Consider the following 21,626-nt stretch of genomic DNA (forward strand, 5'->3'; position numbering starts at 1 on the left):
GCGGTCGCGCGCGGGCCTTAACGGCCCGACAGAAATTGCCAAGGAGCAATAAGATGGCAACAGTGAAAGTCGACAGCGTCAATTTCGAGGAAGAAGTCCTGAAGTCCGCTGAACCCGTAATCGTCGATTTCTGGGCGGAATGGTGCGGCCCGTGCCGCATGATCGGCCCGAGCCTTGAGGAAATTGCCGAGGAAATGGGCGGCAAGGTCAAGATCGCCAAGCTCAATGTCGATGACAATCCCGATCTGGCCGTCAAATACGGCGTCCGCTCGATCCCGATGCTCGCCATGTTCAAGGCTGGCGAAGTCGCGGACGTCAAGGTCGGCGCCGCGCCGAAAACCGCTCTGTCAAGCTGGATCAACGGCGCCATCGCCTGATCCCTCCAAAATCAGCTGAATGCATCAGAGCCCGTGCGGAAACGCGCGGGCTCTCACTTTTGATAAACCTACCTGCACGTTCAGACGTCATGCCTGTGCATGTCACAGGCATCCAGCCGCGATGCGTCGGCACGGCGAAAAACTCTCTTATTCCAATGCCGTGAAGAGCCTGGATCCCCGTGGACCAAGCACGGGGATGACGATGGGTGGAGTGGCTGTTCCAGCCCAAACAGGCAATCTGAATGACTTTGTCAGCAATCTGACCCAGTGCGGAGACGCGCGGGCTTTTTCATGTCCGCTCATTTGACTTCGCGCATTCGTCTTACGATCGCTTTTGAATTACACAGACTTGAGATATCGTCACTTCGCACACCACCACGACCGGTTTTCCATGACAGACAATAGCGCGCTTCTCCGCGCCGATACGCTTGCCGCGTCGGCCCAAGACACCGAACAGCCGAACAGCCTGAAGGCGATCTTCAGGCCCTATCTTCCGCTGGTTCTGGTGCTGTTTGTCTGCCAGATCGGCCAGGCAGCGGCGATGCTGATGCTGCCGAACCTCTCCGCCGACGTGATTGACAAGGGCATTCTCGCCGATGATGTGCCGCATATTTTCCGCGTTGGCGGCATCATGCTTGCCGCAGCCTTCATCCAGCTGATCCTCAGCGCCGCGGGTGTTGCCATCGCCGCTCATATTGCCATGAGCGTCGGCCGCGACATCCGCCGCGCGCTGTTTTTCCGGGTCCAGAGCTTTTCGCTTGCCGAGCTGAACGGCTTTTCTATTCCCTCGCTGATCACCCGCAACACCAATGATGTGCAGCAGCTGCAGAACATGCTGGTGATGCTTCTGACCATGATCATGATCGCCCCGATCATCGGTTTCGGTGCGGCGATCATGGCGGTGCGCCAGGATGCCTCGCTGTCGCTGCTGCTGCTGGTCAGTGTTCCGATCCTGATCGTGACGGTCGGTCTGATCCTCGGCCGCACTTTACCGCTCTTCTCCCGCATGCAGGGCCAGATTGACCGGGTCAATGCCGTGCTGCGCGAACAGATTGACGGATTGCGGGTGATCCGCGCCTTTGTCCGCGACGAAACCGAGCAGCAGCGCTTTGCCACCGCCAATGATGCGCTGACCGGCACGGCGCTGAAAACCGGACGGCTGATGGCGCTCAATATGCCAGCCGTCGTCCTGGTGCTGCAGATGACCTCGGTTGCCGTGGTCTGGTTCGGGGCAGGGCGGATCGGCGCTGGCGCCATGCCGGTCGGCGCGCTGGTGGCGTTCCTGTCCTATATCGTCCAGATCATGATCTCGGTGATGATCGCCTCGATGCTGTTCGCCTTCGCACCACGCGCACTGGTTTCGGCCCGGCGCATTTCCGCCGTGCTGTCGGTCGAACCGGAAATCCGCGCACCGGCCGTGATCCGCCACCCGTCCGCCGATGCCCCGCTTTCGCTCAGCTTCAATGCCGTCGACTTCGGCTATCCGGGTGCCGAACGCAGCGTTCTCAGCGATATTTCCTTCTCGCTCGAACCCGGCGAGACGGTTGGTATTATCGGTTCGACCGGATCCGGCAAATCGACGCTGATCAACCTGATCCCGCGTCTCTATGATGTCAGCGGCGGCAGCGTGACGATTGGCGGCGTTGATGTGCGCGACCGCGATCCTGATCTTTTGCGCCACGATATCGGCCTCGTGCCGCAAAAGGCCTTTCTGTTTTCCGGCACCATCGCCTCCAATCTGCGCTTCGGTGCGGCCGAGGCAAGCGACGAGGACCTCTGGCACGCGCTGGAGATTGCCCAGGCGCGCGACTTTGTCGAAAATCTGCCTGATCGCCTAGATGCACTGGTGGCGCAGGGCGGCGACAATTTTTCCGGTGGCCAGCGCCAGCGTCTGACCATTGCCCGCGCTCTTGCCGCCAGGCCGAAAATCTATCTTTTCGACGACAGTTTCTCCGCGCTCGACTATGCCACCGACCGGCGGCTGAGAACCGCGCTGGGGCCTGAAACCCGCAATGCGGCAACGCTGATTGTCGGGCAGCGCGTCGCAACACTGCAAAATGCCGATCGGATCATTGTTCTCGACAATGGCCACATTGCCGGAATTGGCGGACATGAGGAACTGATGCGCACCACCCCGGCCTATGCCGAGATCGTCGCCTCCCAGACACGCCGGGAGGGCGAGGAATGAGCGATAAACGCAACAATACGCAAAATCCGCCTGTCATTCCCCGACGCGGCCCTCCCGGTGCAGCCATGCATGCCTCCGGCGGCAAGCCGAAAAATACCGGCGCGGCGCTGAAGCGGACGACGGCTTTCCTGCTGCAGTCCAGAGTGAAGCTTGCGCTTGCCGTTTTCATGACCGCCATCGCCGTGACGCTCTCCACGCTTGGCCCCTGGCAGCTTGGCAAGGCGACCGATCTGGTCGTCAGCTCCATGCTTGCGACGGGAACGGTCGATTTTGCCGGCATTGCCGTTCATCTTGTCATTGTCGCCATTCTCTATCTCGGCGCCTCGGCGCTCAACTGGCGCCAGGCCTGGCTGATCAATGATGTTGTCCAGTCGCTGAGCCGCAATCTGCGCCAGCAGGCGGAAAACAAGCTGTCGCGCCTGCCGCTGGCCTGGTTTGACCGCCAGCCTCACGGCGAGGTGCTCAGCCGTGTCACCAACGATATCGACAATATCACCCAGAGCCTGCAGCAGCTGATGAGCCAGCTCCTGATGGCGACGCTGACACTGATCGGCGTGATCGTCATGATGCTGATCCTTTCGCCCATGGTCGCGCTGGTCGCACTCGCCGCACTTGCCCTTGCCGTCGTCATCACCCGACTTCTGGCGCGCAGGGCCCAGCCTGGCTTTGCCGGCCAGTGGCGCTATACCGGCGAGCTCAATGCCGAGGTGGAAGAGGCGTTTACCGGGCACACGCTGGTGCAGGTTTTCGGCCATCGCCGCCGCACCGAGGTGCGTTTCGAAAAAGCCAATCAGGCGCTGAAGGATCACGCGTTCCGCGCCCAGCTGATTGCCGGTGTGATCCAGCCGGTGAGCATGCTGGTCTCCAACCTTGCCTTCATCACCGTGGTCATCTTCGGCGCCCTGCGGGTCGTCGCTGGCGCCTTCTCCGTCGGTGAATTGCAGGCATTCATCCAATATATCCGTCAGACCGGCCAGCCGATCCAGCAGGTCGCCGGCATGGCAACCCTGGTGCAATCCGGTCTTGCCTCGGCGGAGCGTGTTTTCGAACTGCTCGACATGGATGAGATGCCGCCAGAGACGGATGCCCTTGCCGCGGCTGAGAAGCATAAGGGGCATGTTCGCTTTGAACATGTGCGCTTCCGTTATGAGAAGGACAAGCCGCTTTTCGAGGATGTGTCGCTGGAAGCACTGCCTGGCCAGACGGTTGCCATTGTTGGTCCGACGGGGGCGGGAAAGACGACGCTGGTCAACCTCCTGATGCGGTTCTACGAGGTCGATGGCGGGCAGATCCTGCTCGATGGGATCGATACGGCGAAAATCGCCAAGCCGGCGCTGAGACGCCAGTTCGGCATGGTGCTGCAGGATTCCTGGCTGTTTTCCGGCACATTGAAGGAAAATATCGCCTATGGCCGCCCCGATGCCAGTGATGATGAAATCATCGAGGCCGCGAAAGCCTGCCATGTCGATGGTTTTGCCAGCCTGCTTCCCGATGGCTATGCCACAGTGATGGATGAGACCGGCGGCGCACTCAGCGCCGGGCAGAAACAGCTGGTGACGATTGCCCGGGCCTTTTTGATGCGCCCCGCCGTGCTGATCCTTGATGAAGCGACGAGCTCGGTTGATTCCCGCACCGAGCTTCTGGTGCAGCAGGCCATGAACCGCCTGCGCACCGGGCGGACCTCTTTCGTGATCGCCCACCGGCTTTCCACCATCCGTGACGCCGATGTCATCGCTTATATGGAAGGCGGCAATGTGGTGGAAAAGGGCAATCACAGCGCATTGCTGGCGGCAAAGGGACGCTATTTCCGCCTTTACCGCTCGCAGTTCGAACGCGCCGAGATGGCCTGATCAATCCGCAACGATCCACCCCTCGGCGGCGACCTCGCCAAGCGCCCTGCGATTGCTCGGCACCTCGCGGGCCTGCAGCTTTTCCGGCAACGCCGTGACCGGGCCAAGCTTGCCGACGGCAAAGGCCATGTTGACGCTATAATCATCCGAGAGCTTGAGGTATTCGGCAATCGCATCCTTTAGGATCCCGCCCATGCCATGTGTTTCATAGCCCATCATCTTGGCCTGCATTGCCGCCATGCCCCAGGCACAACCGGAATCGAAGGCATGGGTGGCAAGCGGCGTCGCTATACCCTCATGATTGATATAGGTCTTCTTCGAGACGACAAAGACCAGCGCTGAAGCCCTTGAGGCCCAGACACGGTTTCCCTCCATCAGCAATTCCACGGCATCGGCAAAGAGCGGCGTGCCCTGCCGGAACCAGGCGAAGCGCCAGGGCTGATGATTGCTGGCCGACGGTGCCCAGTGGGCGGCATCAAGCACCGTCAACAGATCCTCCTCCGGCATCGCCTCGCCATTGAAGGCACGCGGCGCCCAGCGGTTGAGAAACAGCGGGTCGATCGGATGTTCGGAGATGCGGTGATTGCTTTCGGTCATGGGACGCGGCTTTCGTGTGACAATGACATTGAACAAAGATTGAAGTTGAAATCAGTGGATCCGGACGTTCAGTCAGAATGATAACCGGGGCTCATGCCAGATGAAACCCACATTGATTCCACGTCAAGGCTGGAATACGAGCCTATTTTCGCCCATATTCCTCGCTAATTCTGGAACCAGACGAATTTGACCGCGTTTGGCTTGAAGCTGATCTCGATCATCCCCAGTTAAAGCTTGTAGGCGGTAAAAACCGCTCCATGCAACCGAGGAAGAATGAGATGAACGAAACGGCATTGCTACGTCCGGCATGGACCCCGCTGACGATCGCATTGATGGTGATCGGCTTTGTGGTGTTCTGGCCTCTGGGGCTGGTCATGCTTGCCTATATCATCTGGGGAGATCGCTTCTATCGCCCCGGTGATGACTTCAGCCGGACTTCACGCCGGGCTTTCAGAGCCTGCAAGCGCCGTATGCGCGGCACCGGTGGACCAACGGCAAGAGACAGCGGCAACAGCGCCTTTGACGAATGGCGCCGGGCTGAAATGGATCGCATCGAGGAAGAGCGTCGCAAGCTTGACGAGATGCATGCGGAATTTGATGACTATATGCGGGAGCTGAGAAAAGCACGCGACCGCGAGGAATTCGACCGCTTCATGAATGCCAGAAAGGCACGTGAAACGGGTCAAAATGGTAGCTTATAAGAACAATAAACCCCTCATAATGACCTCCAAAACCAGCTGATATCTCCATCCCTGCGAGATATCAGCTTTTTCTTTGTCCGCTGATTTCGACATGTCAGAACGGAGCGCGACGACAGGCCCGTAGCGGACCATTTTCCCTTTTGCAGAAATTGCTCTATTGATGGCGTGAAGAAGCCATTGCGAGAAAGGGCGGCTTTCCGTGGCAAAGGCCCAAGACAAGACACAGGCACTCAGCGTTAACGGGCGCGAGGTTCCGCTGACCGTGAGGACCAGCCGGCGTGCCCGGCGCATGACGCTGAAGATTGAACCTGGCGGCTACGCGCTCAGTCTGACGCTGCCGCCGGGTCTGCCGCGTCGCGAGGTCGAGGCTTTTCTGACGCGCCATCACGACTGGCTGGCCGAAAGGCTGAAGCGCTTTCCAGGCGATGGCGGCGTCGTGGGCGAGGGCAGCATCGTGCCGATTGGCGGCGAGCGGCATCGCGTCTGCCACTCCGGCAGGCTGCGCGGTTTGACGGAGGCGGTTTCCGAAGGCGGCGAGCGGCTGTTGCGCGTTTCCGGCCCGAAAGAGGCGATCGGCCGCCGGGTTGCCGATTATCTGAAGAAGCAGGCCCGTCATGAGATCACCGAAAGGGTGAAGGTTCACGCGGCCGCAAGCGGCAAGCGCTTTGCCACGATCAGCTTCAAGGATACCAGAAGCCGCTGGGGCTCCTGCTCGGCTCGCGGGAACCTGAATTTCTCCTGGCGGATCGCCATGGCGCCGCCCCACGTGATCGACTATCTTGCCGCCCATGAAGTGGCGCATCTGACCGAGATGAACCACGGTCCTCGGTTCTGGGCATTGTGCGAAAGCCTTTGTCCCGATACAGCTTCGGCACGCGCCTGGCTTAAGGAACGTGGCACCTTGCTTCATGCATTGCGCTTCGAGGCGCAGTAACAACGGATGAAAGAACCGGGGCATGCCCGGCCATGGACAGGGACATGAGACGACCGGATATCAAGATTTGCGGACTGAGCACCCAAGCGGCAATCGACCAGGTGATTGCCCGCCATGCCAGCCATGTCGGCTTCATCTTCTTTGAAAAGAGCCCACGCCATGTGGAGCCGGATATTGCCGCAAGGCTGATCGAACATGTGCGCGGCCGGGCAAAGACCGTCGCCGTCACCGTCAATGCTGACAACGAGCTTCTCGAGGAAATCGTCTACGCAGCGCGCCCTGATTTCCTCCAGCTTCACGGCAGCGAAAGCCCAGAACGCGTGCTCACCGTCAAGGCGCTGTTCGGCCTGCCGGTGATCAAGGCATTTTCCGTCCGCACGGCTGATGATTTGATGTTCGTCAAAGAATATGATGGTATCGCCGACAAGGTTCTTTTCGACGCCAAACCGCCGAAAGGCGCCGATCTGCCGGGCGGCAACGGGGTTTCCTTCGATTGGCGCTTGCTAGAGGGGCTTTCGGAGAATATCGACTATTTCCTGTCCGGCGGACTAAACGCCGACAATGTGGCGGAAGCCCTGACGCGCACCGGCGCGCGGGCGCTGGATGTTTCCTCGGGTGTGGAAAGCGCGCCCGGTGTGAAGGATCCGGCCCGCATCGATGCTTTTTTTGATGCCGTGGAAAAGGCGCTTGCCCGCCCCGCAACGGCCTGATGGAATGGAGATGACCTTGAACGAGAGCCCGAAACCGAACTCCTTCCGCACCGGTCCCGACGATTTCGGGATGTTTGGCATTTTCGGCGGCCGGTTCGTCGCCGAAACGCTGATGCCGGTGATCCTCGATCTTCAGGCTGAATGGGAAAAGGCCAAGAACGATCCGGAATTCAAGGCCGAGCTGGAAAGCCTCGCCAAGCACTATACCGGCCGTCCAAGCCCGCTCTATCATGCCGAGCGTCTTTCCGCCCATCTCGGCGGAGCCAAGATCTATTTCAAGCGCGAGGAGCTGAACCATACCGGTTCGCACAAGATCAACAACTGTCTTGGCCAGATCCTGCTCGCCAAGCGCATGGGCAAGACCCGCATCATCGCCGAGACCGGCGCCGGCCAGCACGGCGTGGCATCGGCCACGGTCACAGCGCGTTTCGGCTACCCTTGCGTCGTTTATATGGGCGCGACCGATGTCGCCCGTCAGGCACCGAATGTGTTCCGTATGAAGCTGCTCGGCGCCGAGGTGAACGCGGTATCGGCCGGCCACGGCACGCTGAAAGACGCCATGAACGAGGCGATGCGCGACTGGGTCACCAATGTCGACAGCACTTATTACATGATCGGTACGGCCGCTGGCCCGCACCCCTATCCGGAGATGGTGCGCGACTTCCAGTCAGTGATCGGCACGGAAGCCCGCCAGCAGATCCTTGAAGCCGAAGGCCGTCTGCCCGATATGGTGATTGCCGCCGTTGGCGGCGGATCCAACGCCATCGGCATTTTCCACCCCTTCCTCGACGATGAGAGCGTTCAGATCGTCGGTGTGGAAGCCGGCGGGCTCGGTCTTTCAGGCGACGAGCACTGCGCATCGCTGACGGCGGGTTCCCCCGGCGTGCTGCATGGCAACCGCACCTATCTGCTGCAGGACGGCGATGGCCAGATCAAGGAAGGCCATTCCATTTCTGCCGGCCTTGATTATCCCGGCATCGGACCGGAACATTCCTGGCTCAATGATATCGGCCGCGTCAATTACGTGCCGATCATGGATGATGAAGCCGTCGCGGCCTTTCAGCTGATGACACGGCTTGAGGGCATCATTCCGGCGCTTGAATCGAGCCATGCGATTGCTGAAGCCATCAAGCGCGCGCCGACAATGGGCAAGGACGAGATTATTGTGGTCAATCTTTCCGGTCGCGGCGACAAGGACGTGCCGACCATCGGGAAGATGATGGGGATGGAAATGTAAAATATGGCAAAAATTGACCGGACCGAAGAGATCGAAGAGATCGCCGATCTCGCAGAAGCCGTCATGGAGCTTCTGGAGGAAGAGGGCGAGCCTGAAGCACCTGATCTCGATCAGGTGATCCTCGATGCGCTGGCGCGACAGAATGTTTTCAATGTCGAGGTCGTGTCGGCCATGGCAGCCCTTACGGCCGGCAAGCTTGGCCAGAGCCAGTTTGATGCGCTGATCAAGGAAATGCGCCAGGTCCATCATGCGGTCATGGATGCCGTATCGCTCTGGGCTGAAACCAAGAGCGCTGAAGATGACTGATCGACCCTTTGGCGCCGCAGGCTGCTGAGACGGCGGCATTCGGGTCGGAACAAACATATGATGGAACCGTTCAGGCCGGAACGGATGCCGTGGAGACTTGCATGACAGAACGTATGGAACAAAGGTTTGCCGATCTGAAGGCTGAGGGCCGTCCGGCACTGATCACCTATTTCATGGGCGGTGATCCCGATTTCGACACATCGCTTGCCATCATGAAGGCGCTGCCAGGCGCCGGCGCCGACGTCATCGAACTCGGTATGCCCTTTTCCGATCCCATGGCCGATGGTCCGGCGATCCAGCTTGCGGGCCTCAGGGCGCTGAAAGCGGGTCAGACGCTGAAGAAGACGCTGGAGCTGGCGCGGCAGTTTCGCCAAGGCGACCAGAAAACCCCGATCGTGATGATGGGATACTACAACCCGATTTACATCTATGGCGTCGAGGCCTTTGTCGACGATGCGCTTGAAGCCGGTATTGACGGCCTGATCGTCGTCGATCTGCCGACGGAAATGGACAGCGAGTTGTGCATTCCGGCCCTGAGCAAGGGGCTGAATTTCATTCGCCTGACCACTCCGACCACCGACGGCAAGCGGCTTCCGGTCGTGCTCAACAACACCTCGGGCTTTGTCTATTATGTCTCGATGAACGGCATTACCGGTTCAGCCTTGCCCGATCCGTCCATCGTCGGCGAAGCGGTGCAGCGCATCAAGGCGCATACGGAACTGCCGGTCTGCGTCGGCTTCGGCGTCAAGACGGCGGAACACGCACGCCTGATCGGCGCCGTGGCAGACGGTGTTGTCGTCGGCACGGCGGTGGTCAATCAGATCGCCGGAAGCCTTGGCAAAAATGACACGGCCGGCCCCGATACGGTTGCCGCCGTCGCCACCTTCGTCAAGGGGCTGGCAAGCGGTGTTCGCGACGCCCGCCTTGCGGCCGCCGAATAAATCTGGCACAGGGCAGGCCAAGAATATCTTACGCGAAGGGAAAACCCTTCGCGTAAGATATGCCTGATTAAGGTTCCGATGACGACCGCGCCGAGAGATGCGCGGTCTCGACAGGGAACAAAAAGGAGGTTCTTGTGGTGAACTGGATTACAAATTACGTGCGCCCGCGGATCAATTCCATGCTGGGCCGACGCGAGGTTCCCGAGAATTTGTGGATCAAATGTCCCGAAACCGGGGCGATGGTGTTTCACACCGATCTGGAAGAAAACAAGTGGGTCATCCCGTCCTCCGGCTATCACATGAAGATGCCGGCCAAGGCACGTCTGGCCGATCTGTTCGATGGCGGTAGCTTTGAGGCGCTGCCGCAGCCCAAGGTGGCGCAGGACCCGCTGAAATTCCGTGACTCCAAGAAATATGCCGACCGGCTGAAGGAAAACCGCGCCAAGGCCGATCAGGAAGACACGATCCTGTCCGGTTTCGGCACTGTTCACGGCCTGCCGCTGGTTGCCGTCGTACATGAATTCAACTTCCTTGCCGGATCGCTCGGCATGGCTGCGGGCGAGGCGATCATCACAGCCTTTGAACGTGCGCTTTCGGAAGAATGCCCGCTGGTGATTTTTCCGGCTTCGGGCGGTGCGCGCATGCAGGAAGGCATTCTGTCGCTGATGCAGATGGCCCGTACCACGGTGATGGTCGAAAAGATGCGCGAGGCCGGCCTGCCCTATATCGTCGTTCTGACCAACCCGACCACCGGCGGCGTCACCGCATCCTATGCCATGCTCGGTGATATTCACATTTCCGAACCGGGCGCGATGATCGGTTTTGCCGGCCGCCGCGTGATCGAGCAGACCATTCGCGAACAATTGCCCGAGGGCTTCCAGACCGCTGAATATCTGCTGGAACACGGCATGGTCGACATGGTCGTCAAGCGTCACGACATCCCGGAAACGCTGGCCCGCACGCTGAAGATCCTGATGCACAGCCCGGCGCCCGGCGTGCCGAGCCTGATCGAACCGCCAAAACCGACATCGCCTGGCGAACAAGCCGACGCTGCCTGACGATAATAAACAATAAGAAGGGCCGCTTGGCCCCTGGCTCCTGCGCAGGAATATCCGTTTCCGACGATATTCCTGGCTGCATCTTCCGGGTCGGGCGCTTTTGAAAAGCGGAAACACCATGGATAACCAGTCGTTCGGCGAAGCCGAACAGGTGATCGAACACCTGATGAAGTTGCATCCCAAGGGGTTCGATCTGTCGCTTGATCGCATTCGCGTGCTTCTGGAAAAGCTCGGCAACCCGCATCTGAAGCTGCCGCCCGTGATCCATATTGCCGGCACCAACGGCAAGGGCTCGACGACGGCGTTCTGCCGCGCGCTTCTGGAAGCCTCCGGCCTTTCCGTTCATGTTCATTCCTCGCCGCATCTGGTGCACTGGCATGAGCGTTTCCGCATCGGCGGCCCGGGCGGCACCAGCAGCTATGTCGATGACATGCTTCTGGCGGAGACACTGCGCAAGGTTGAAGCCGCCAATGGCGGTGCCAAGGCAACCGTATTTGAACTGCTGACCGCAGCGACCTTCGTGCTTTTCGCCGAGATCCCGGCCGATGCCGTCATTCTCGAAGTCGGTCTTGGCGGCCGTTTCGATGCCACCAACATCATCGAAAAGCCGATGGTCTCCGTGGTCATGCCGATCTCGCTCGACCATCAGGCCTATCTCGGTGACCGCGTCGAGCTGATCGCAGCGGAGAAGGCCGGCATCATGAAGCCTGGCATTCCCGTCGTCATCGGCCAGCAGGAATTCGAAGCCGCCGAAGAGGTGCTGATCGCCACGGCGGACCGTCTCGGCTGCCCGCTCCACGTCTATGGCCAGGATTTCTCCGCCCATGAGGAGCATGGACGGATGGTCTATCAGGATGGCGACGGGCTGATGGATCTGCCGCTGCCGATCCTGCCCGGCCGCCACCAATATGCCAATGCGGCAGCAGCCATTGCCGCCGTCAAGGCCGGTGGTTTTCCGATCGATGAAAAGGCGGCCGAAATTGCCATGCGTTCGGTGTTCTGGCCGGCACGCCTGCAGCGCCTGCATGAAGGCAAGCTGTTCGATCTGGCGCCGGAAGGTTCGGAAGTGTGGCTTGACGGCGGCCATAATCCCGGCGCCGGCGAGGTGATTGCCGAGGCGCTGGCGAATTTCGAGGAGCGCGATCCGCGGCCGCTCTATCTGATCATCGGCATGATCAACACCAAGGATCCGTTCGGCTATTTCGAGCATTTCGCCGGTCTTGCCCATTATGTCTATTGCGCGCCGATCCGCGGAACCGAGGCCTTCATCGATCCGGTGGCGCTCGCCTCATCGGCGGCCGATGCCGGGCTGTCGGCCGAGCCCGTCTCGGCGATTACGGAAGCGCTGGAGGCAATCCAGCTGCGTGCCCGCAAGGACGACAGGGCGCCCCGGATCATGATCGGTGGCTCGCTCTATTTCGCTGGCAATGCATTGGCAGAAAACGGCACGCCGCCGCTTTGATGTGGCCTTCTGGAATGACGATGTGAAAAAGGCGGCTCGCTTGAGCCGCCTCAGATTGCTGACAAACCTCGCCCCTTCTGCTGATGTCATGCCTGTGCTTGTCACAGGTATCCAGCCGACGCGCATCCGCGCGGCGAAAGAACTTTTCTATTCAATGCCTTATGAATCTGGATCCCCGTGACAAGCACAGGGATGACGACGGAGGGGCGGCCATTCATTCCATCCACCCCGAACAGTCAATCTGAACGACTTTGCCAACAGTCTGAGGCGGCTCTGCCGAGCCGCCTTTTCATTTCAAGCCTGATAGGTGACCCGGATCAGATATCCAGATTGGCCACGGACAGCGCGTTATCCTGAATGAATTCGCGGCGCGGTTCGACCTCATCGCCCATCAGACGCGAGAACAGGCCATCGGCGCTGGTGGCGTCGGAAACCTTGACCTGAAGCAGCGAGCGGACATTCGGATCCATCGTCGTTTCCCACAGCTGCTCGGCATTCATTTCGCCAAGGCCTTTGTATCGCTGCATGGTCAGGCCCTTGCGGCCAGCCTCGAACACCGCTTCCAGCAGCGCACGCGGACCGTGAAGCACGGTCTCATCGGTCTTGCGCACCAGAACCGGCGGCGTGCCGAAAACCTCATGGAAACGCGGCTGAAGCTGATCGATATAGCGGGCATCGGCAGAACCGATCAGCGCCATGTCGAGAACGGCGACTTCCTTGACGCCGCGCACGGTGCGCTCGAAGCGGAGCCCGCCATCATCGCGAACACTGCCTTCCCAGCCACGCTCTGTCTCTTCGGCGATCACGTCGAGCCTGCGGGCGACGTCTTCGGCAAGCCGCTCTGCTTCCGCCTGATCGGAGACCCTCTCGGCATTGAGCGCGCCGGCAATGGCAGCCTGTTCGACAACGCTGCGGTCATAGCGCGAATGCAGGCCTTCCATCAGATTGCGCAGCCGGATTGCATCGATGATCTGCCGGCGCAGATCCTCGCCCATACGCACTTCGCCATTGGCAAGCCGCAGCGAGGCTTCGTCCAGACCCTGACCGATCAGATAATCTTCCAGAGCCTGCTCGTTCTTCAGATACTGAACCGACTTGCCGCGCGACACCTTATAGAGTGGCGGCTGGGCGATATAGATATGCCCGCGTTCGATCAGCTCCGGCATCTGCCGGAAGAAGAAGGTCAGAAGCAGGGTGCGGATGTGGGCGCCGTCGACATCAGCATCGGTCATGATGATGATCTTGTGATAGCGCAGCTTGTCCGGATTGAACTCGTCCTTGCCGATGCCCGTGCCGAAAGCGGTGATCATCGTGCCAATTTCCTGGCTCGACAGCATCTTGTCAAAGCGCGCCTTCTCGACATTCAGGATCTTGCCGCGCAACGGCAGGATGGCCTGGGTTTCGCGCGAGCGGCCCTGCTTGGCAGATCCGCCAGCCGAGTCACCCTCGACGAGGACAATTTCGCATTTGGACGGATCGCGGTTCGAACAATCCGCCAGCTTGCCGGGCAGGGAGGCAATATCGAGCGCGCCCTTGCGGCGGGTGAGTTCACGCGCACGGCGGGCCGCCTCACGCGCGGCGGCGGCTTCTGCCACCTTGGAAACCAGGATCTTGGCCTCGCTCGGATGTTCTTCCAGCCACTGGCCAAGCGCCTCGTTGACGCAGCTTTCGACCACCGGACGCACCTCGGAAGAGACCAGCTTGTCCTTGGTCTGCGAGGAAAACTTCGGATCCGGCACCTTGACCGACAGAACGGCGGTCAGGCCTTCGCGGCAGTCATCACCGGTCAGTGATACCTTTTCCTTTTTCAGGATGCCGGAAGTCTCGGCATAGGAAACCACCTGGCGCGTCAGCGCACCGCGGAAACCGGCCATATGCGTGCCGCCGTCACGCTGGGGAATGTTGTTGGTGAAGCAGAGCACGTTTTCGTGGTAGCTGTCATTCCACCACATCGACACTTCCACCGTGATGCCGTCACGCTCGGCCGCGATCGAAATCGGCTCGGCCACCAGCGGCTTCTTGGACTTGTCGAGATATTTGACGAAAGCGGTCAGACCGCCATCATAATGCATTTCCTTCGAACGCTCTTCCGAATGGCGGCTGTCGAGCAGAAGGATGCGGACACCGGAATTGAGGAAGGCGAGTTCGTGGAGGCGCTTTTCCAGCGTGTCATAATCGAACTCGGTCTTGGTGAAGGTTTCCGTGCTTGGCAGGAAGGTGATCTCGGTTCCGCTGCGGCCCTCATAGGTGCCTTCCGCTTCCGGATTGGGCGCATAGCTGCCCGTCACGGCCAGCGGCGCATCCGGCACACCATGGGTGAAACGCATCTCATGGATCTGACCGTCACGGCGGATCTTCAGGCTCAGCCACGTCGACAGCGCATTGACGACCGATACACCGACACCATGCAGGCCGCCGGAGACCTTGTAGGAGTTCTGGTCGAACTTGCCGCCAGCATGCAGCTGCGTCATGATCACTTCGGCAGCCGAAACGCCTTCACCCTGGTGGATGTTGGTCGGAATACCGCGGCCATTGTCGATCACCGTGCAGGAACCGTCGGCATTCAGCCGCACGGTCACCAGATCGGCATGACCGGCGAGCGCCTCGTCGATCGCATTGTCGACGGCTTCATAGATCATGTGGTGCAGACCCGAGCCGTCATCCGTATCGCCGATATACATGCCGGGCCGCTTGCGAACCGCATCGAGGCCTTTCAGCACTTTGATCGAATCGGCGTCGTAGGCGGCGGGTTCGCCACCGGACTTCTCTGGGGTTTCGGTCATGAACTGGTCTTTCCAAACTTGACGAGTGATGGGTACGTTGTCGCACCGAATCACGGCAATTTTCAGCAGTCACTCTAGGTCAAAAGCGCCTTTGGCTCAAATCGCCGCAGACCCTTTTATCGCTGAAATATGGGTATTCCCAGTGCATTTGGCCACCCTGCCGCAAAAGGCAGGCAGCTGACCGCAAAACGCAGCCAAAAAGCCTAGATTTCGTCCGCCAGGATCGAGTCAAGCGGGATATCGGCCATGCGCAGACGATGTCCGCCAAAGGTCGCCATTTCCCGTTCGGCGCCATTCTGGGTCAGAATGCCGTTCCAGTGAAGATAGAGATAGCTCTCGCGGATGATCTGATTGCGGAATTCGCCATTGAGCAGATCGGCCTGTTCAAGCTTAATTCCGTCCGTCGGGACACTGTGAAGGCTCATTTTCGTACTCCATAGCCTTTTAGAGTGGGAACCGTTGTGGACGGATCACGGGTAAGCTCGGCAGGTCCGGATTGCCTCATCTTCCTGAATGAAGACCGGGCAGGGGGGGATTTGCCGACACCCCGAAATCCTGCCCCTTAGGCTAAGGGATAATCGACTTTCGTCGCATTGACCTCCCTCAAGTGCCAATTTTCACAAATGTCAGTTCTGACGCCCGGCATAGTCGGAAAGCAGCGCTTCCATGCGGGCAAGGCCTTCCTCATCCAGCGTGCCGATCCGGCGCGCGAGATGATTGGCAAAGGCGGTGTGAGCGGCTGAAAGGCCGGCGGTATCGATAACGACGCGCGGATCGGAAACATCGGCAATATCGAACAAGGCTTCAGCATCGTCCCAGATAACGTTGAAATAGCCGGCAACGCGCTGAAGAAAATCGAAACTCGGCTTGCCGCGGCGTCCATGTTCCAGCGCCGAAAGATAGGCTGCCGAAACACCGATGGCGGCTGCCATCTGTTTCTGCGACACGCCGCGCTCGGATCTGAGCTGCCGCACCGCTTCCCCGAAGGGGGTCATGGCTCCATTCCCTTCCTGCGGGCAAGCCGCACATAGAGCGCGCCCTCGCCGCCGTGATGGCGCGCTGCATCTTCATAGGAGGAAATGAGCGCTCTGAACTCGGGCATAGAAAACCACAGCGGCACGGCCCGTTTCAGCACGCCATCGCTGCCAAGCGATGCGCCCTTTCCGGTAATCACGAGCACATGCCGGAGCCCGCCATAATGGGCGCGGCTGATGAAGGCCAGCAGCCTGACATGCGCGTCAGCCTGTGTCAGTCCGTGCAGATCGATACGCGCATCGATCGGAATACGTCCCTTGGAGAGCTTGCGCTTGACCGGGCGCTCCAGCGGAAAGTGCTCGCGCCGATCCTGCTTCCGCCCGGCTGGCAGTGCAAGAGGTGAAACGCTCGCATCCTTCTGCTCGCGCCGTTTTTTCGGCAGCTGGCTGCCATTCATCAATTCAGAGAAGGTTTCGCCGGGTTCGGGCGGCTGCTCGATTGTCTTGCCGGGGAGCGGCCTGGCTGTTCTTGCCACCTTGCCCCACAGGGCACGCTCTTCCGGCGTCAGCCTGCGTCTTGCCATTCAGGCCACCGTCGCCGGCCGGTATCTCAGCCTTTTGATAAGACGCTGCACGGCCTACTCCGAGGCCGTCGCGATCAGCTTCCAGTTCGGATCGCGTGCCCGCGTGTCACGGGCGAATGTCCAGATATCGCGAACCTCAGCGATTTCTTCGGGATGTCCCTCGACGAGGGTGCCTTCCTTGTCATAGGTGGCGGAAATCAGCTGCGAGACAATCCTGAGGGTGACATGGGCCTCCTGCTTGACCATTTCCGCAGCCGTAACAGTGATTTCCTCGATGCCGACGAAATTGGCCTTGACGCTTTCGCCCTTGGCCTCGCGCTCGCTCATGGCGGCGTTGAAACCGTCAAAGACTTCTTTCGACAGAAGATTTTTCAGCGTGCGCCGGTCACCATCGGCAAAGCCCATGACGATCATCTCATAGGCTGAACGCGCACCCTTGACGAATTCGGCCGGGTCGAATTGCGGATCGGCCTTCACCAGCATGCGCAGCCCTTCATTGGCAGGCGTGCCGACGGCGGTCATCTTGTCGATCGCCTCGAAACGCTGCGCCTCGCGCTCCTTATCGGCGCCGGGAAGGGTAATCACCTTGCCCTCACGGCGGGCCTGCTGCGGCGCATCGGCTGCCTCACGCATCGTCGACTGCTGCTGATAGCGCGGCTTTTCATTGCCGGTACGACGGCCCAGCACGTTGCGGAGCTGAAAAAATATCACCACCGCGGCGACCAGGAAGAACAGGGTAATCAGATCACTTGTGCCCATTTTTGCTTTCTACCGCCGTTTCTATCGTTCTCAAGCCACCATATAGACTTCACAACACCACGATTCAAATGTAGCACTGTAATTCTTCGGCGCTCATACCAATATGAGTTAATGATAACGCCAGATCGAGACAAGCGGGAAGCCCTTTGCCACTTCTCATAACACTCTTCGTCTTTCCCTTTGTGGAAATCGCCGGATTCATCATCGTCGGTCGCGCCATTGGTGTGCTGCCAACGCTTGCGCTGATCATTGCGACAGCCGTCCTCGGCGCCGCCCTCCTCAGGATCCAGGGCTTTTCGGTGCTGCAACGTCTGAATGACGATATGCGCGCCGATGCCGATCCGGGCCGCGACATGATCCACGGCGTGATGATCGTGCTGGCCGGAATCCTGCTTCTGATACCGGGCTTCGTCACCGATATCATCGGTCTCTTGATGTTTGTGCCGCCGATCCGGGATCTGGTGTGGAAATATTTCCGCAAGGACATCAGCGTTTTTTCCCAGCGGTCCTTTTCCTACCGTTCGGGCGGTTCGTCATCACGCAAGCCGGATGCCACGGTTGTCGATCTCGATTCTTCCGATTTCAGCTCGGATACCAAGGCTGATCCCGGTTCACCCTGGATCGACAACAAGAACGACAAACCCAAGAACTAGACCGGCCGAAACTGCAGCCATCGCGAATTGGCTGTAACTTTTCTTTCGTCAGTTTACCACCGGTTTCATCGCAAGGGCCTGACGATAATCGGTCACAGAACAAACAATATCACTGTCAGCGAACCGCTGTTCCCCCGCCAAGGGTTGTATGGCTTCGGGCGAAGTGCTAACTGGCTTTCCCAGATTTACCACTTCGAAAGGAAGCGAAATGGCAGACGAAAACGGCGCACAGAAGCAGGCAGCCCCTTCGCTGAGCATTCTCACGCAATACATCAAGGACCTGTCCTTTGAAAATCCCGGCGCACCGGCTTCTCTTCAGAAGCGCGACGCCGCTCCCGGCATCAACATCAGCGTCAATGTGAATGCCAATCCGCTGGGCGATGACAATTTCGATGTCATCCTGTCCCTGAAGGCGGAGGCCAAGTCCGGCGATCAGCCGCTGTTCCTGTGTGAACTGGTTTATGGCGGTGTTTTCCGCGTTGCCAACTTCCCCAAGGAACACGTGCTGCCGATGCTGTTCATCGAATGCCCGCGTCTGCTCTTCCCCTTCGCACGCCAGATCATCGCTGACGCCACGCGCAATGGCGGTTTCCCGCCGCTGCTCGTCGATCCGATCGATTTTGCCCAGATGTTCCAGAAGCGCATGGCCGAAGAACAGGCCCGCGCCAAGGTTCAGCAGCCGACCAACTGAGCGGCAGCATATCAGAGACATGAAAAAGCCCGGTCAGATGCCGGGCTTTTTTCTTGGCGGAATCCTCGTTCCCGCTCAGTGTTCGAATTTTTCCCACAATGCGTTGCCCTTCATGCGGGCGATCAGCTTGTGATGGGCCTCGATCTCTTCGGGGTGAATGCGCGAGGGCAGGGGTTCGGGCCGGACCAGCGGCGGCAGAACCCGGACATTGCCGTCACTGTCATAGTCGTCGCCCGCCCCGGCATTGACCAGCCGGAAGGCTGCCTGCCTGCCGCCCGACATTTCGATATAGACTTCCGCCAGAAGCTCGGCATCGAGAAGAGCGCCATGCTTGGTGCGATGCGCATTGTCGATCGAATAGCGCCGGCAAAGAGCGTCCAGGCTGTTCGGGCCCATGGGATGCTTGCGGCGCGCCAGCGCCAGCGTGTCCAAGACCATATCATCCGGGATCGGCTTTTTGCCGAGCCGGGCAAGCTCGGCATTGATGAAGCCCATGTCGAAACTCGCATTATGGGCGATCCAGCGGGCGCCATCGAAAAAGGCCAGAAGATCGTCGGCAATTGCCGAAAAGACCGGCTTGTCCTTGAGAAAATCATCAGAAATGCCGTGCACCTGCAAAGCGTCCGGATGCACGCTCTTGCCGTCGGCATTGATATAGACGTGGAAGGTGTTGCCGGTCGGGAAGTGATCGATCAGTTCGACCGCACCGATTTCGATGATCCGGTCGTCATTCCTGTCCATGCCTGTGGTTTCGGTATCGAAAATGATATCGCGAACGCCCTTCATTCTGCCTGCCGCCCTTTATTCCGCAATGTCTCGACAATGGCTGCAACCGCCGCCTGCGCCGCTGCCATGCCCTGACCTGTCTCTATCACAAAATCGGCCCGGGCGCGCTTCTCGCTGTCCGGCATCTGCCGATTGAGGATGGTTTCGAATTTTTCTGCCGTCATTCCGGGCCGTTCAAGCACACGGGCGCGCTGTGTGTCCGGATCGGTTGTCACCACAGCCACGTAATCCACAGCCTGATCCGTGCCGGTCTCATAAAGAAGCGGAACATCGAGCACGACCAGATCGGCCCCTGCCGCTGCCGCGGCTGCGAGAAACAGCTGGCGTCTTGCAAGCACGAGCGGGTGAACAATGGCCTCGAGCGTTCTGAAATTCTCCGCCTTGCCGGCAAGTGCGGCACTGAGACGGGCCCGGTCGATCACCCCGTCGACCGTCACGCCGGGAAAGGCCTGTTCCACAGGCGCCACGGCCTCACCACGATAGAGGTCGTGGACCACCTGGTCGGCATCATGCACCGGCACGCCCTGATCGGCAAAAAACTGTGCCGTGGTCGATTTGCCCATGCCGATCGAACCGGTCAGGCCGAGGATGATCATCCGTTTTTCTCCAGATCGGCAATGATCTCGGCACGGAGTTCCGCATCGACGACCGGTGTCCTGCCGAACCATTTCTCAAAACCCGGCACGGCCTGGTGCAGCAGCATGCCAAGTCCGTCTGCGGTGCGCAAACCCTGATCCGCCGCCTGTTTCAGGATTGGCGTCATCAGCGGCACATAGACAATATCTGCGACCACTGCCTTTGACAAAAGCAGGGAGAAATCGAAAGCCGGAACAGCTGACCCCTTCATACCGAGCGACGTTGTGTTGACGAAAAGACCGGCGCCATCCATGGCCGCACCAAGATCATCCATGACGGTCGGTACAATGCCCGGACCAAAACGGGCCGCCAGCTCTTCGGCCCGGCCAATCGTCCGGTTGACGAGGCGGATATCGGCAATGCCGCGCTTTTTCAGCGCCAGCAGGATCGAGCGCGCACCGCCGCCGGCCCCCAGAACCACCGCCTTTTCCGTCTGGTCCCAGCCGGGATGGCAATCATCAAGGTTGGCGGCAAAGCCATGCCCGTCCGTATTGGTGGCATGGACCAGTCCGTCTTCGACCCAGAGCGTATTGGCCGCGCCGAGCGCCTGCGCCATCTCGTCCGGCCGGTCGGCAAGGCGAAAGGCCGCCTCCTTGTGCGGCATGGTGACATTGCCGCCGACAAGACCAGCCTCGCCGCTGCGCAGACGCGCCATGAAGGCGCCGACATCGTCCGGCGCCACATCAATGCGGACATAATCGCCATCGATGCCGTAGCGTTGCAGCCAGTGCCCGTGCACCAGCGGTGAGCGCGAATGGGCCACAGGGTGACCGATGATAAAGCCGTGTCTGGTGTCAGCCATCAATGCAATCCAGTTGTCTGAGGCCGGCCAGAAGCGGAAGCATCGGCAGACCCAAAATCGTGAAATAATCGCCCTCGACCCTGTCGAAAAGGCGCACGCCCGTGCCCTCCAGCTGGTAGAGGCCGGAGGAGAACAGCACATCATCGGCAAGGCCGGCGAGATAGAGCTTGATCTCGCTTTCCGGCAGCACCCGCAACCTCATCGTCGCTGTTTCCAGAGTTTCAAAGAGGATTTCACCGTCACGCGCAATTGCCACAGCGCTGTGGAGAAAATGGGTCTTGCCAGACAGCAGCCGAAGATGCGCCGCTGCCTGTTCGCGGCTCTCCGGTTTCGAATAGGGTTTTCCCTGAAAGGCCATGACCTGATCGCCGCCAATCACCATGGCGGCAGGCATGCGGCGCGATACGTCCAGCGCCTTCTCGCGTGCCAGAAGCCCAGCCAGAAATTCCGGCCGGACGCCGGCGGAACGATAGGGGGCTTCGACCGCGCGCTCATCCACATGCGGACGGACGCTCGAAAAGGACAGCCCTGCATTTTGCAGAAGCTTGCGGCGCGACGGACTGGTCGACGCCAGAACCAGCGCCGGTCTGATGTTTT

General features: G+C 59.8%; 23 protein-coding genes. 13 read left to right on the forward strand and 10 right to left on the reverse strand.

What is annotated here, in order from left to right:
• Nucleotides 1-53 precede the first annotated feature (53 nt).
• From trxA to HCK86_RS16495, 3 genes are all read left to right on the forward strand, one after another.
• Nucleotides 54-377 (forward strand): thioredoxin, encoded by a 324-nt coding sequence (gene trxA, locus HCK86_RS16485; RefSeq protein WP_141150149.1) that lies wholly within the window; start codon nt 54-56, stop codon nt 375-377.
• Nucleotides 378-768: 391 nt separating this feature from the next.
• Entirely contained in the window at nt 769-2,565 is a 1,797-nt protein-coding gene (locus HCK86_RS16490; protein WP_176085584.1) for an ABC transporter ATP-binding protein, read from the forward strand.
• Nucleotides 2,562-4,415 (forward strand): ABC transporter ATP-binding protein, encoded by a 1,854-nt coding sequence (locus HCK86_RS16495; protein WP_176085585.1) that lies wholly within the window; start codon nt 2,562-2,564, stop codon nt 4,413-4,415. The genes HCK86_RS16490 and HCK86_RS16495 overlap by 4 nt, the downstream gene beginning before the upstream one ends.
• Here HCK86_RS16495 and HCK86_RS16500 read toward each other — a convergent pair whose 3' ends face one another.
• On the reverse strand, nt 4,416-5,012 hold the full coding sequence (locus HCK86_RS16500) for a nitroreductase family protein (RefSeq protein WP_176085586.1): 597 nt from the start codon (nt 5,010-5,012) through the stop codon (nt 4,416-4,418). It lies immediately after the preceding gene.
• A gap of 278 nt (nt 5,013-5,290) precedes the next feature.
• Here HCK86_RS16500 and HCK86_RS16505 point away from each other — a divergent pair, with 278 nt between their 5' ends.
• From HCK86_RS16505 to HCK86_RS16540, 8 genes are all read left to right on the forward strand, one after another.
• Complete coding sequence (locus HCK86_RS16505) at nt 5,291-5,713, forward strand: DUF2852 domain-containing protein (RefSeq protein WP_176085587.1); 423 nt, start codon at nt 5,291-5,293, stop codon at nt 5,711-5,713.
• Between the two features lie 199 nt (nt 5,714-5,912).
• Nucleotides 5,913-6,647 carry a SprT family zinc-dependent metalloprotease gene (locus tag HCK86_RS16510; RefSeq protein ID WP_348641090.1) on the forward strand — a complete coding sequence of 245 codons (735 nt, stop codon included), beginning with the start codon at nt 5,913-5,915 and terminating at the stop codon, nt 6,645-6,647.
• Nucleotides 6,648-6,691: 44 nt separating this feature from the next.
• A complete protein-coding gene (locus tag HCK86_RS16515; RefSeq protein WP_176085588.1) occupies nt 6,692-7,357 on the forward strand; it encodes a phosphoribosylanthranilate isomerase in 666 nt (221 codons plus the stop codon).
• A 16-nt stretch (nt 7,358-7,373) separates the two neighbouring features.
• Nucleotides 7,374-8,594 (forward strand): tryptophan synthase subunit beta, encoded by a 1,221-nt coding sequence (trpB, locus tag HCK86_RS16520; RefSeq protein ID WP_176085589.1) that lies wholly within the window; start codon nt 7,374-7,376, stop codon nt 8,592-8,594.
• A gap of 3 nt (nt 8,595-8,597) precedes the next feature.
• Entirely contained in the window at nt 8,598-8,900 is a 303-nt protein-coding gene (locus tag HCK86_RS16525) for a hypothetical protein (RefSeq protein WP_176085590.1), read from the forward strand.
• 101 nt (nt 8,901-9,001) lie between these two features.
• The gene (trpA, locus tag HCK86_RS16530; protein WP_176085591.1) at nt 9,002-9,841 is read left to right on the forward strand and encodes a tryptophan synthase subunit alpha; all 840 of its coding nucleotides are present in this window, start codon (nt 9,002-9,004) and stop codon (nt 9,839-9,841) included.
• 137 nt (nt 9,842-9,978) lie between these two features.
• Nucleotides 9,979-10,899: an acetyl-CoA carboxylase, carboxyltransferase subunit beta gene (gene accD, locus HCK86_RS16535; RefSeq protein WP_176085592.1), complete on the forward strand. Its 921-nt coding sequence runs from the start codon at nt 9,979-9,981 to the stop codon at nt 10,897-10,899.
• Between the two features lie 118 nt (nt 10,900-11,017).
• Nucleotides 11,018-12,361, forward strand: a complete 1,344-nt coding sequence (locus HCK86_RS16540; RefSeq protein WP_176085593.1) for a folylpolyglutamate synthase/dihydrofolate synthase family protein — start codon at nt 11,018-11,020, stop codon at nt 12,359-12,361.
• A gap of 317 nt (nt 12,362-12,678) precedes the next feature.
• On the opposite strand, the gene gyrB is transcribed toward HCK86_RS16540, so the two are convergent.
• The 5 genes from gyrB to HCK86_RS16565 form a co-directional block, all read right to left on the reverse strand.
• Nucleotides 12,679-15,144: a DNA topoisomerase (ATP-hydrolyzing) subunit B gene (gyrB, locus tag HCK86_RS16545; RefSeq protein WP_176085594.1), complete on the reverse strand. Its 2,466-nt coding sequence runs from the start codon at nt 15,142-15,144 to the stop codon at nt 12,679-12,681.
• Nucleotides 15,145-15,347: 203 nt separating this feature from the next.
• On the reverse strand, nt 15,348-15,569 hold the full coding sequence (locus HCK86_RS16550) for a hypothetical protein (protein WP_176085595.1): 222 nt from the start codon (nt 15,567-15,569) through the stop codon (nt 15,348-15,350).
• Between the two features lie 201 nt (nt 15,570-15,770).
• Entirely contained in the window at nt 15,771-16,139 is a 369-nt protein-coding gene (locus HCK86_RS16555) for a helix-turn-helix transcriptional regulator (RefSeq protein ID WP_176085596.1), read from the reverse strand.
• Nucleotides 16,136-16,702: a Smr/MutS family protein gene (locus HCK86_RS16560; RefSeq protein WP_176085597.1), complete on the reverse strand. Its 567-nt coding sequence runs from the start codon at nt 16,700-16,702 to the stop codon at nt 16,136-16,138. Before HCK86_RS16560 ends, HCK86_RS16555 begins: the two co-directional genes overlap by 4 nt.
• A 54-nt stretch (nt 16,703-16,756) precedes the next feature.
• Nucleotides 16,757-17,461: a Tim44/TimA family putative adaptor protein gene (locus tag HCK86_RS16565; RefSeq protein WP_176085598.1), complete on the reverse strand. Its 705-nt coding sequence runs from the start codon at nt 17,459-17,461 to the stop codon at nt 16,757-16,759.
• A 146-nt stretch (nt 17,462-17,607) separates the two neighbouring features.
• Here HCK86_RS16565 and HCK86_RS16570 point away from each other — a divergent pair, with 146 nt between their 5' ends.
• Together HCK86_RS16570 and secB are read left to right on the forward strand one after the other, a co-directional pair.
• Nucleotides 17,608-18,114: an FxsA family protein gene (locus HCK86_RS16570; protein ID WP_176085599.1), complete on the forward strand. Its 507-nt coding sequence runs from the start codon at nt 17,608-17,610 to the stop codon at nt 18,112-18,114.
• A 208-nt stretch (nt 18,115-18,322) separates the two neighbouring features.
• Nucleotides 18,323-18,805 carry a protein-export chaperone SecB gene (gene secB, locus HCK86_RS16575; protein ID WP_176085600.1) on the forward strand — a complete coding sequence of 161 codons (483 nt, stop codon included), beginning with the start codon at nt 18,323-18,325 and terminating at the stop codon, nt 18,803-18,805.
• A 75-nt stretch (nt 18,806-18,880) separates the two neighbouring features.
• Here the strand turns inward: secB and dnaQ are convergent, their stop codons facing one another.
• Genes dnaQ through HCK86_RS16595 form a run of 4 tightly spaced genes read right to left on the reverse strand, consistent with a single transcriptional unit; the run spans nt 18,881 to nt 21,621 of the window.
• Nucleotides 18,881-19,591: a DNA polymerase III subunit epsilon gene (gene dnaQ / locus HCK86_RS16580; protein ID WP_176085601.1), complete on the reverse strand. Its 711-nt coding sequence runs from the start codon at nt 19,589-19,591 to the stop codon at nt 18,881-18,883.
• Nucleotides 19,588-20,187 carry a dephospho-CoA kinase gene (gene coaE / locus HCK86_RS16585; RefSeq protein ID WP_176085602.1) on the reverse strand — a complete coding sequence of 200 codons (600 nt, stop codon included), beginning with the start codon at nt 20,185-20,187 and terminating at the stop codon, nt 19,588-19,590. Before coaE ends, dnaQ begins: the two co-directional genes overlap by 4 nt.
• Nucleotides 20,184-21,029, reverse strand: a complete 846-nt coding sequence (locus HCK86_RS16590) for a shikimate dehydrogenase (RefSeq protein WP_176085603.1) — start codon at nt 21,027-21,029, stop codon at nt 20,184-20,186. Before HCK86_RS16590 ends, coaE begins: the two co-directional genes overlap by 4 nt.
• Nucleotides 21,022-21,621, reverse strand: coding sequence for a Maf family protein (locus HCK86_RS16595; RefSeq protein ID WP_176085756.1), 600 nt, complete (start codon nt 21,619-21,621; stop codon nt 21,022-21,024). The genes HCK86_RS16590 and HCK86_RS16595 overlap by 8 nt, the downstream gene beginning before the upstream one ends.
• Nucleotides 21,622-21,626: the final 5 nt, after the last annotated feature.

Origin of the sequence: Martelella sp. HB161492, from assembly GCF_013184775.1 — a bacterium.
Lineage (GTDB): Bacteria > Pseudomonadota > Alphaproteobacteria > Rhizobiales > Rhizobiaceae > Martelella.

Coding starts and splice junctions, on each gene's coding strand:
- trxA (WP_141150149.1), top strand. CDS start 54: ATGGCAACAGTGAAAGTCGACAGCGTCAATTTCGAGGAAGAAGTCCTG.
- HCK86_RS16490 (WP_176085584.1), top strand. CDS start 769: ATGACAGACAATAGCGCGCTTCTCCGCGCCGATACGCTTGCCGCGTCG.
- HCK86_RS16495 (WP_176085585.1), top strand. CDS start 2,562: ATGAGCGATAAACGCAACAATACGCAAAATCCGCCTGTCATTCCCCGA.
- HCK86_RS16500 (WP_176085586.1), bottom strand. CDS start 5,012: ATGACCGAAAGCAATCACCGCATCTCCGAACATCCGATCGACCCGCTG.
- HCK86_RS16505 (WP_176085587.1), top strand. CDS start 5,291: ATGAACGAAACGGCATTGCTACGTCCGGCATGGACCCCGCTGACGATC.
- HCK86_RS16515 (WP_176085588.1), top strand. CDS start 6,692: ATGAGACGACCGGATATCAAGATTTGCGGACTGAGCACCCAAGCGGCA.
- HCK86_RS16525 (WP_176085590.1), top strand. CDS start 8,598: ATGGCAAAAATTGACCGGACCGAAGAGATCGAAGAGATCGCCGATCTC.
- trpA (WP_176085591.1), top strand. CDS start 9,002: ATGACAGAACGTATGGAACAAAGGTTTGCCGATCTGAAGGCTGAGGGC.
- HCK86_RS16540 (WP_176085593.1), top strand. CDS start 11,018: ATGGATAACCAGTCGTTCGGCGAAGCCGAACAGGTGATCGAACACCTG.
- gyrB (WP_176085594.1), bottom strand. CDS start 15,144: ATGACCGAAACCCCAGAGAAGTCCGGTGGCGAACCCGCCGCCTACGAC.
- HCK86_RS16550 (WP_176085595.1), bottom strand. CDS start 15,569: ATGAGCCTTCACAGTGTCCCGACGGACGGAATTAAGCTTGAACAGGCC.
- HCK86_RS16555 (WP_176085596.1), bottom strand. CDS start 16,139: ATGACCCCCTTCGGGGAAGCGGTGCGGCAGCTCAGATCCGAGCGCGGC.
- HCK86_RS16560 (WP_176085597.1), bottom strand. CDS start 16,702: ATGGCAAGACGCAGGCTGACGCCGGAAGAGCGTGCCCTGTGGGGCAAG.
- HCK86_RS16565 (WP_176085598.1), bottom strand. CDS start 17,461: ATGGGCACAAGTGATCTGATTACCCTGTTCTTCCTGGTCGCCGCGGTG.
- secB (WP_176085600.1), top strand. CDS start 18,323: ATGGCAGACGAAAACGGCGCACAGAAGCAGGCAGCCCCTTCGCTGAGC.
- dnaQ (WP_176085601.1), bottom strand. CDS start 19,591: ATGAAGGGCGTTCGCGATATCATTTTCGATACCGAAACCACAGGCATG.
- coaE (WP_176085602.1), bottom strand. CDS start 20,187: ATGATCATCCTCGGCCTGACCGGTTCGATCGGCATGGGCAAATCGACC.
- HCK86_RS16590 (WP_176085603.1), bottom strand. CDS start 21,029: ATGGCTGACACCAGACACGGCTTTATCATCGGTCACCCTGTGGCCCAT.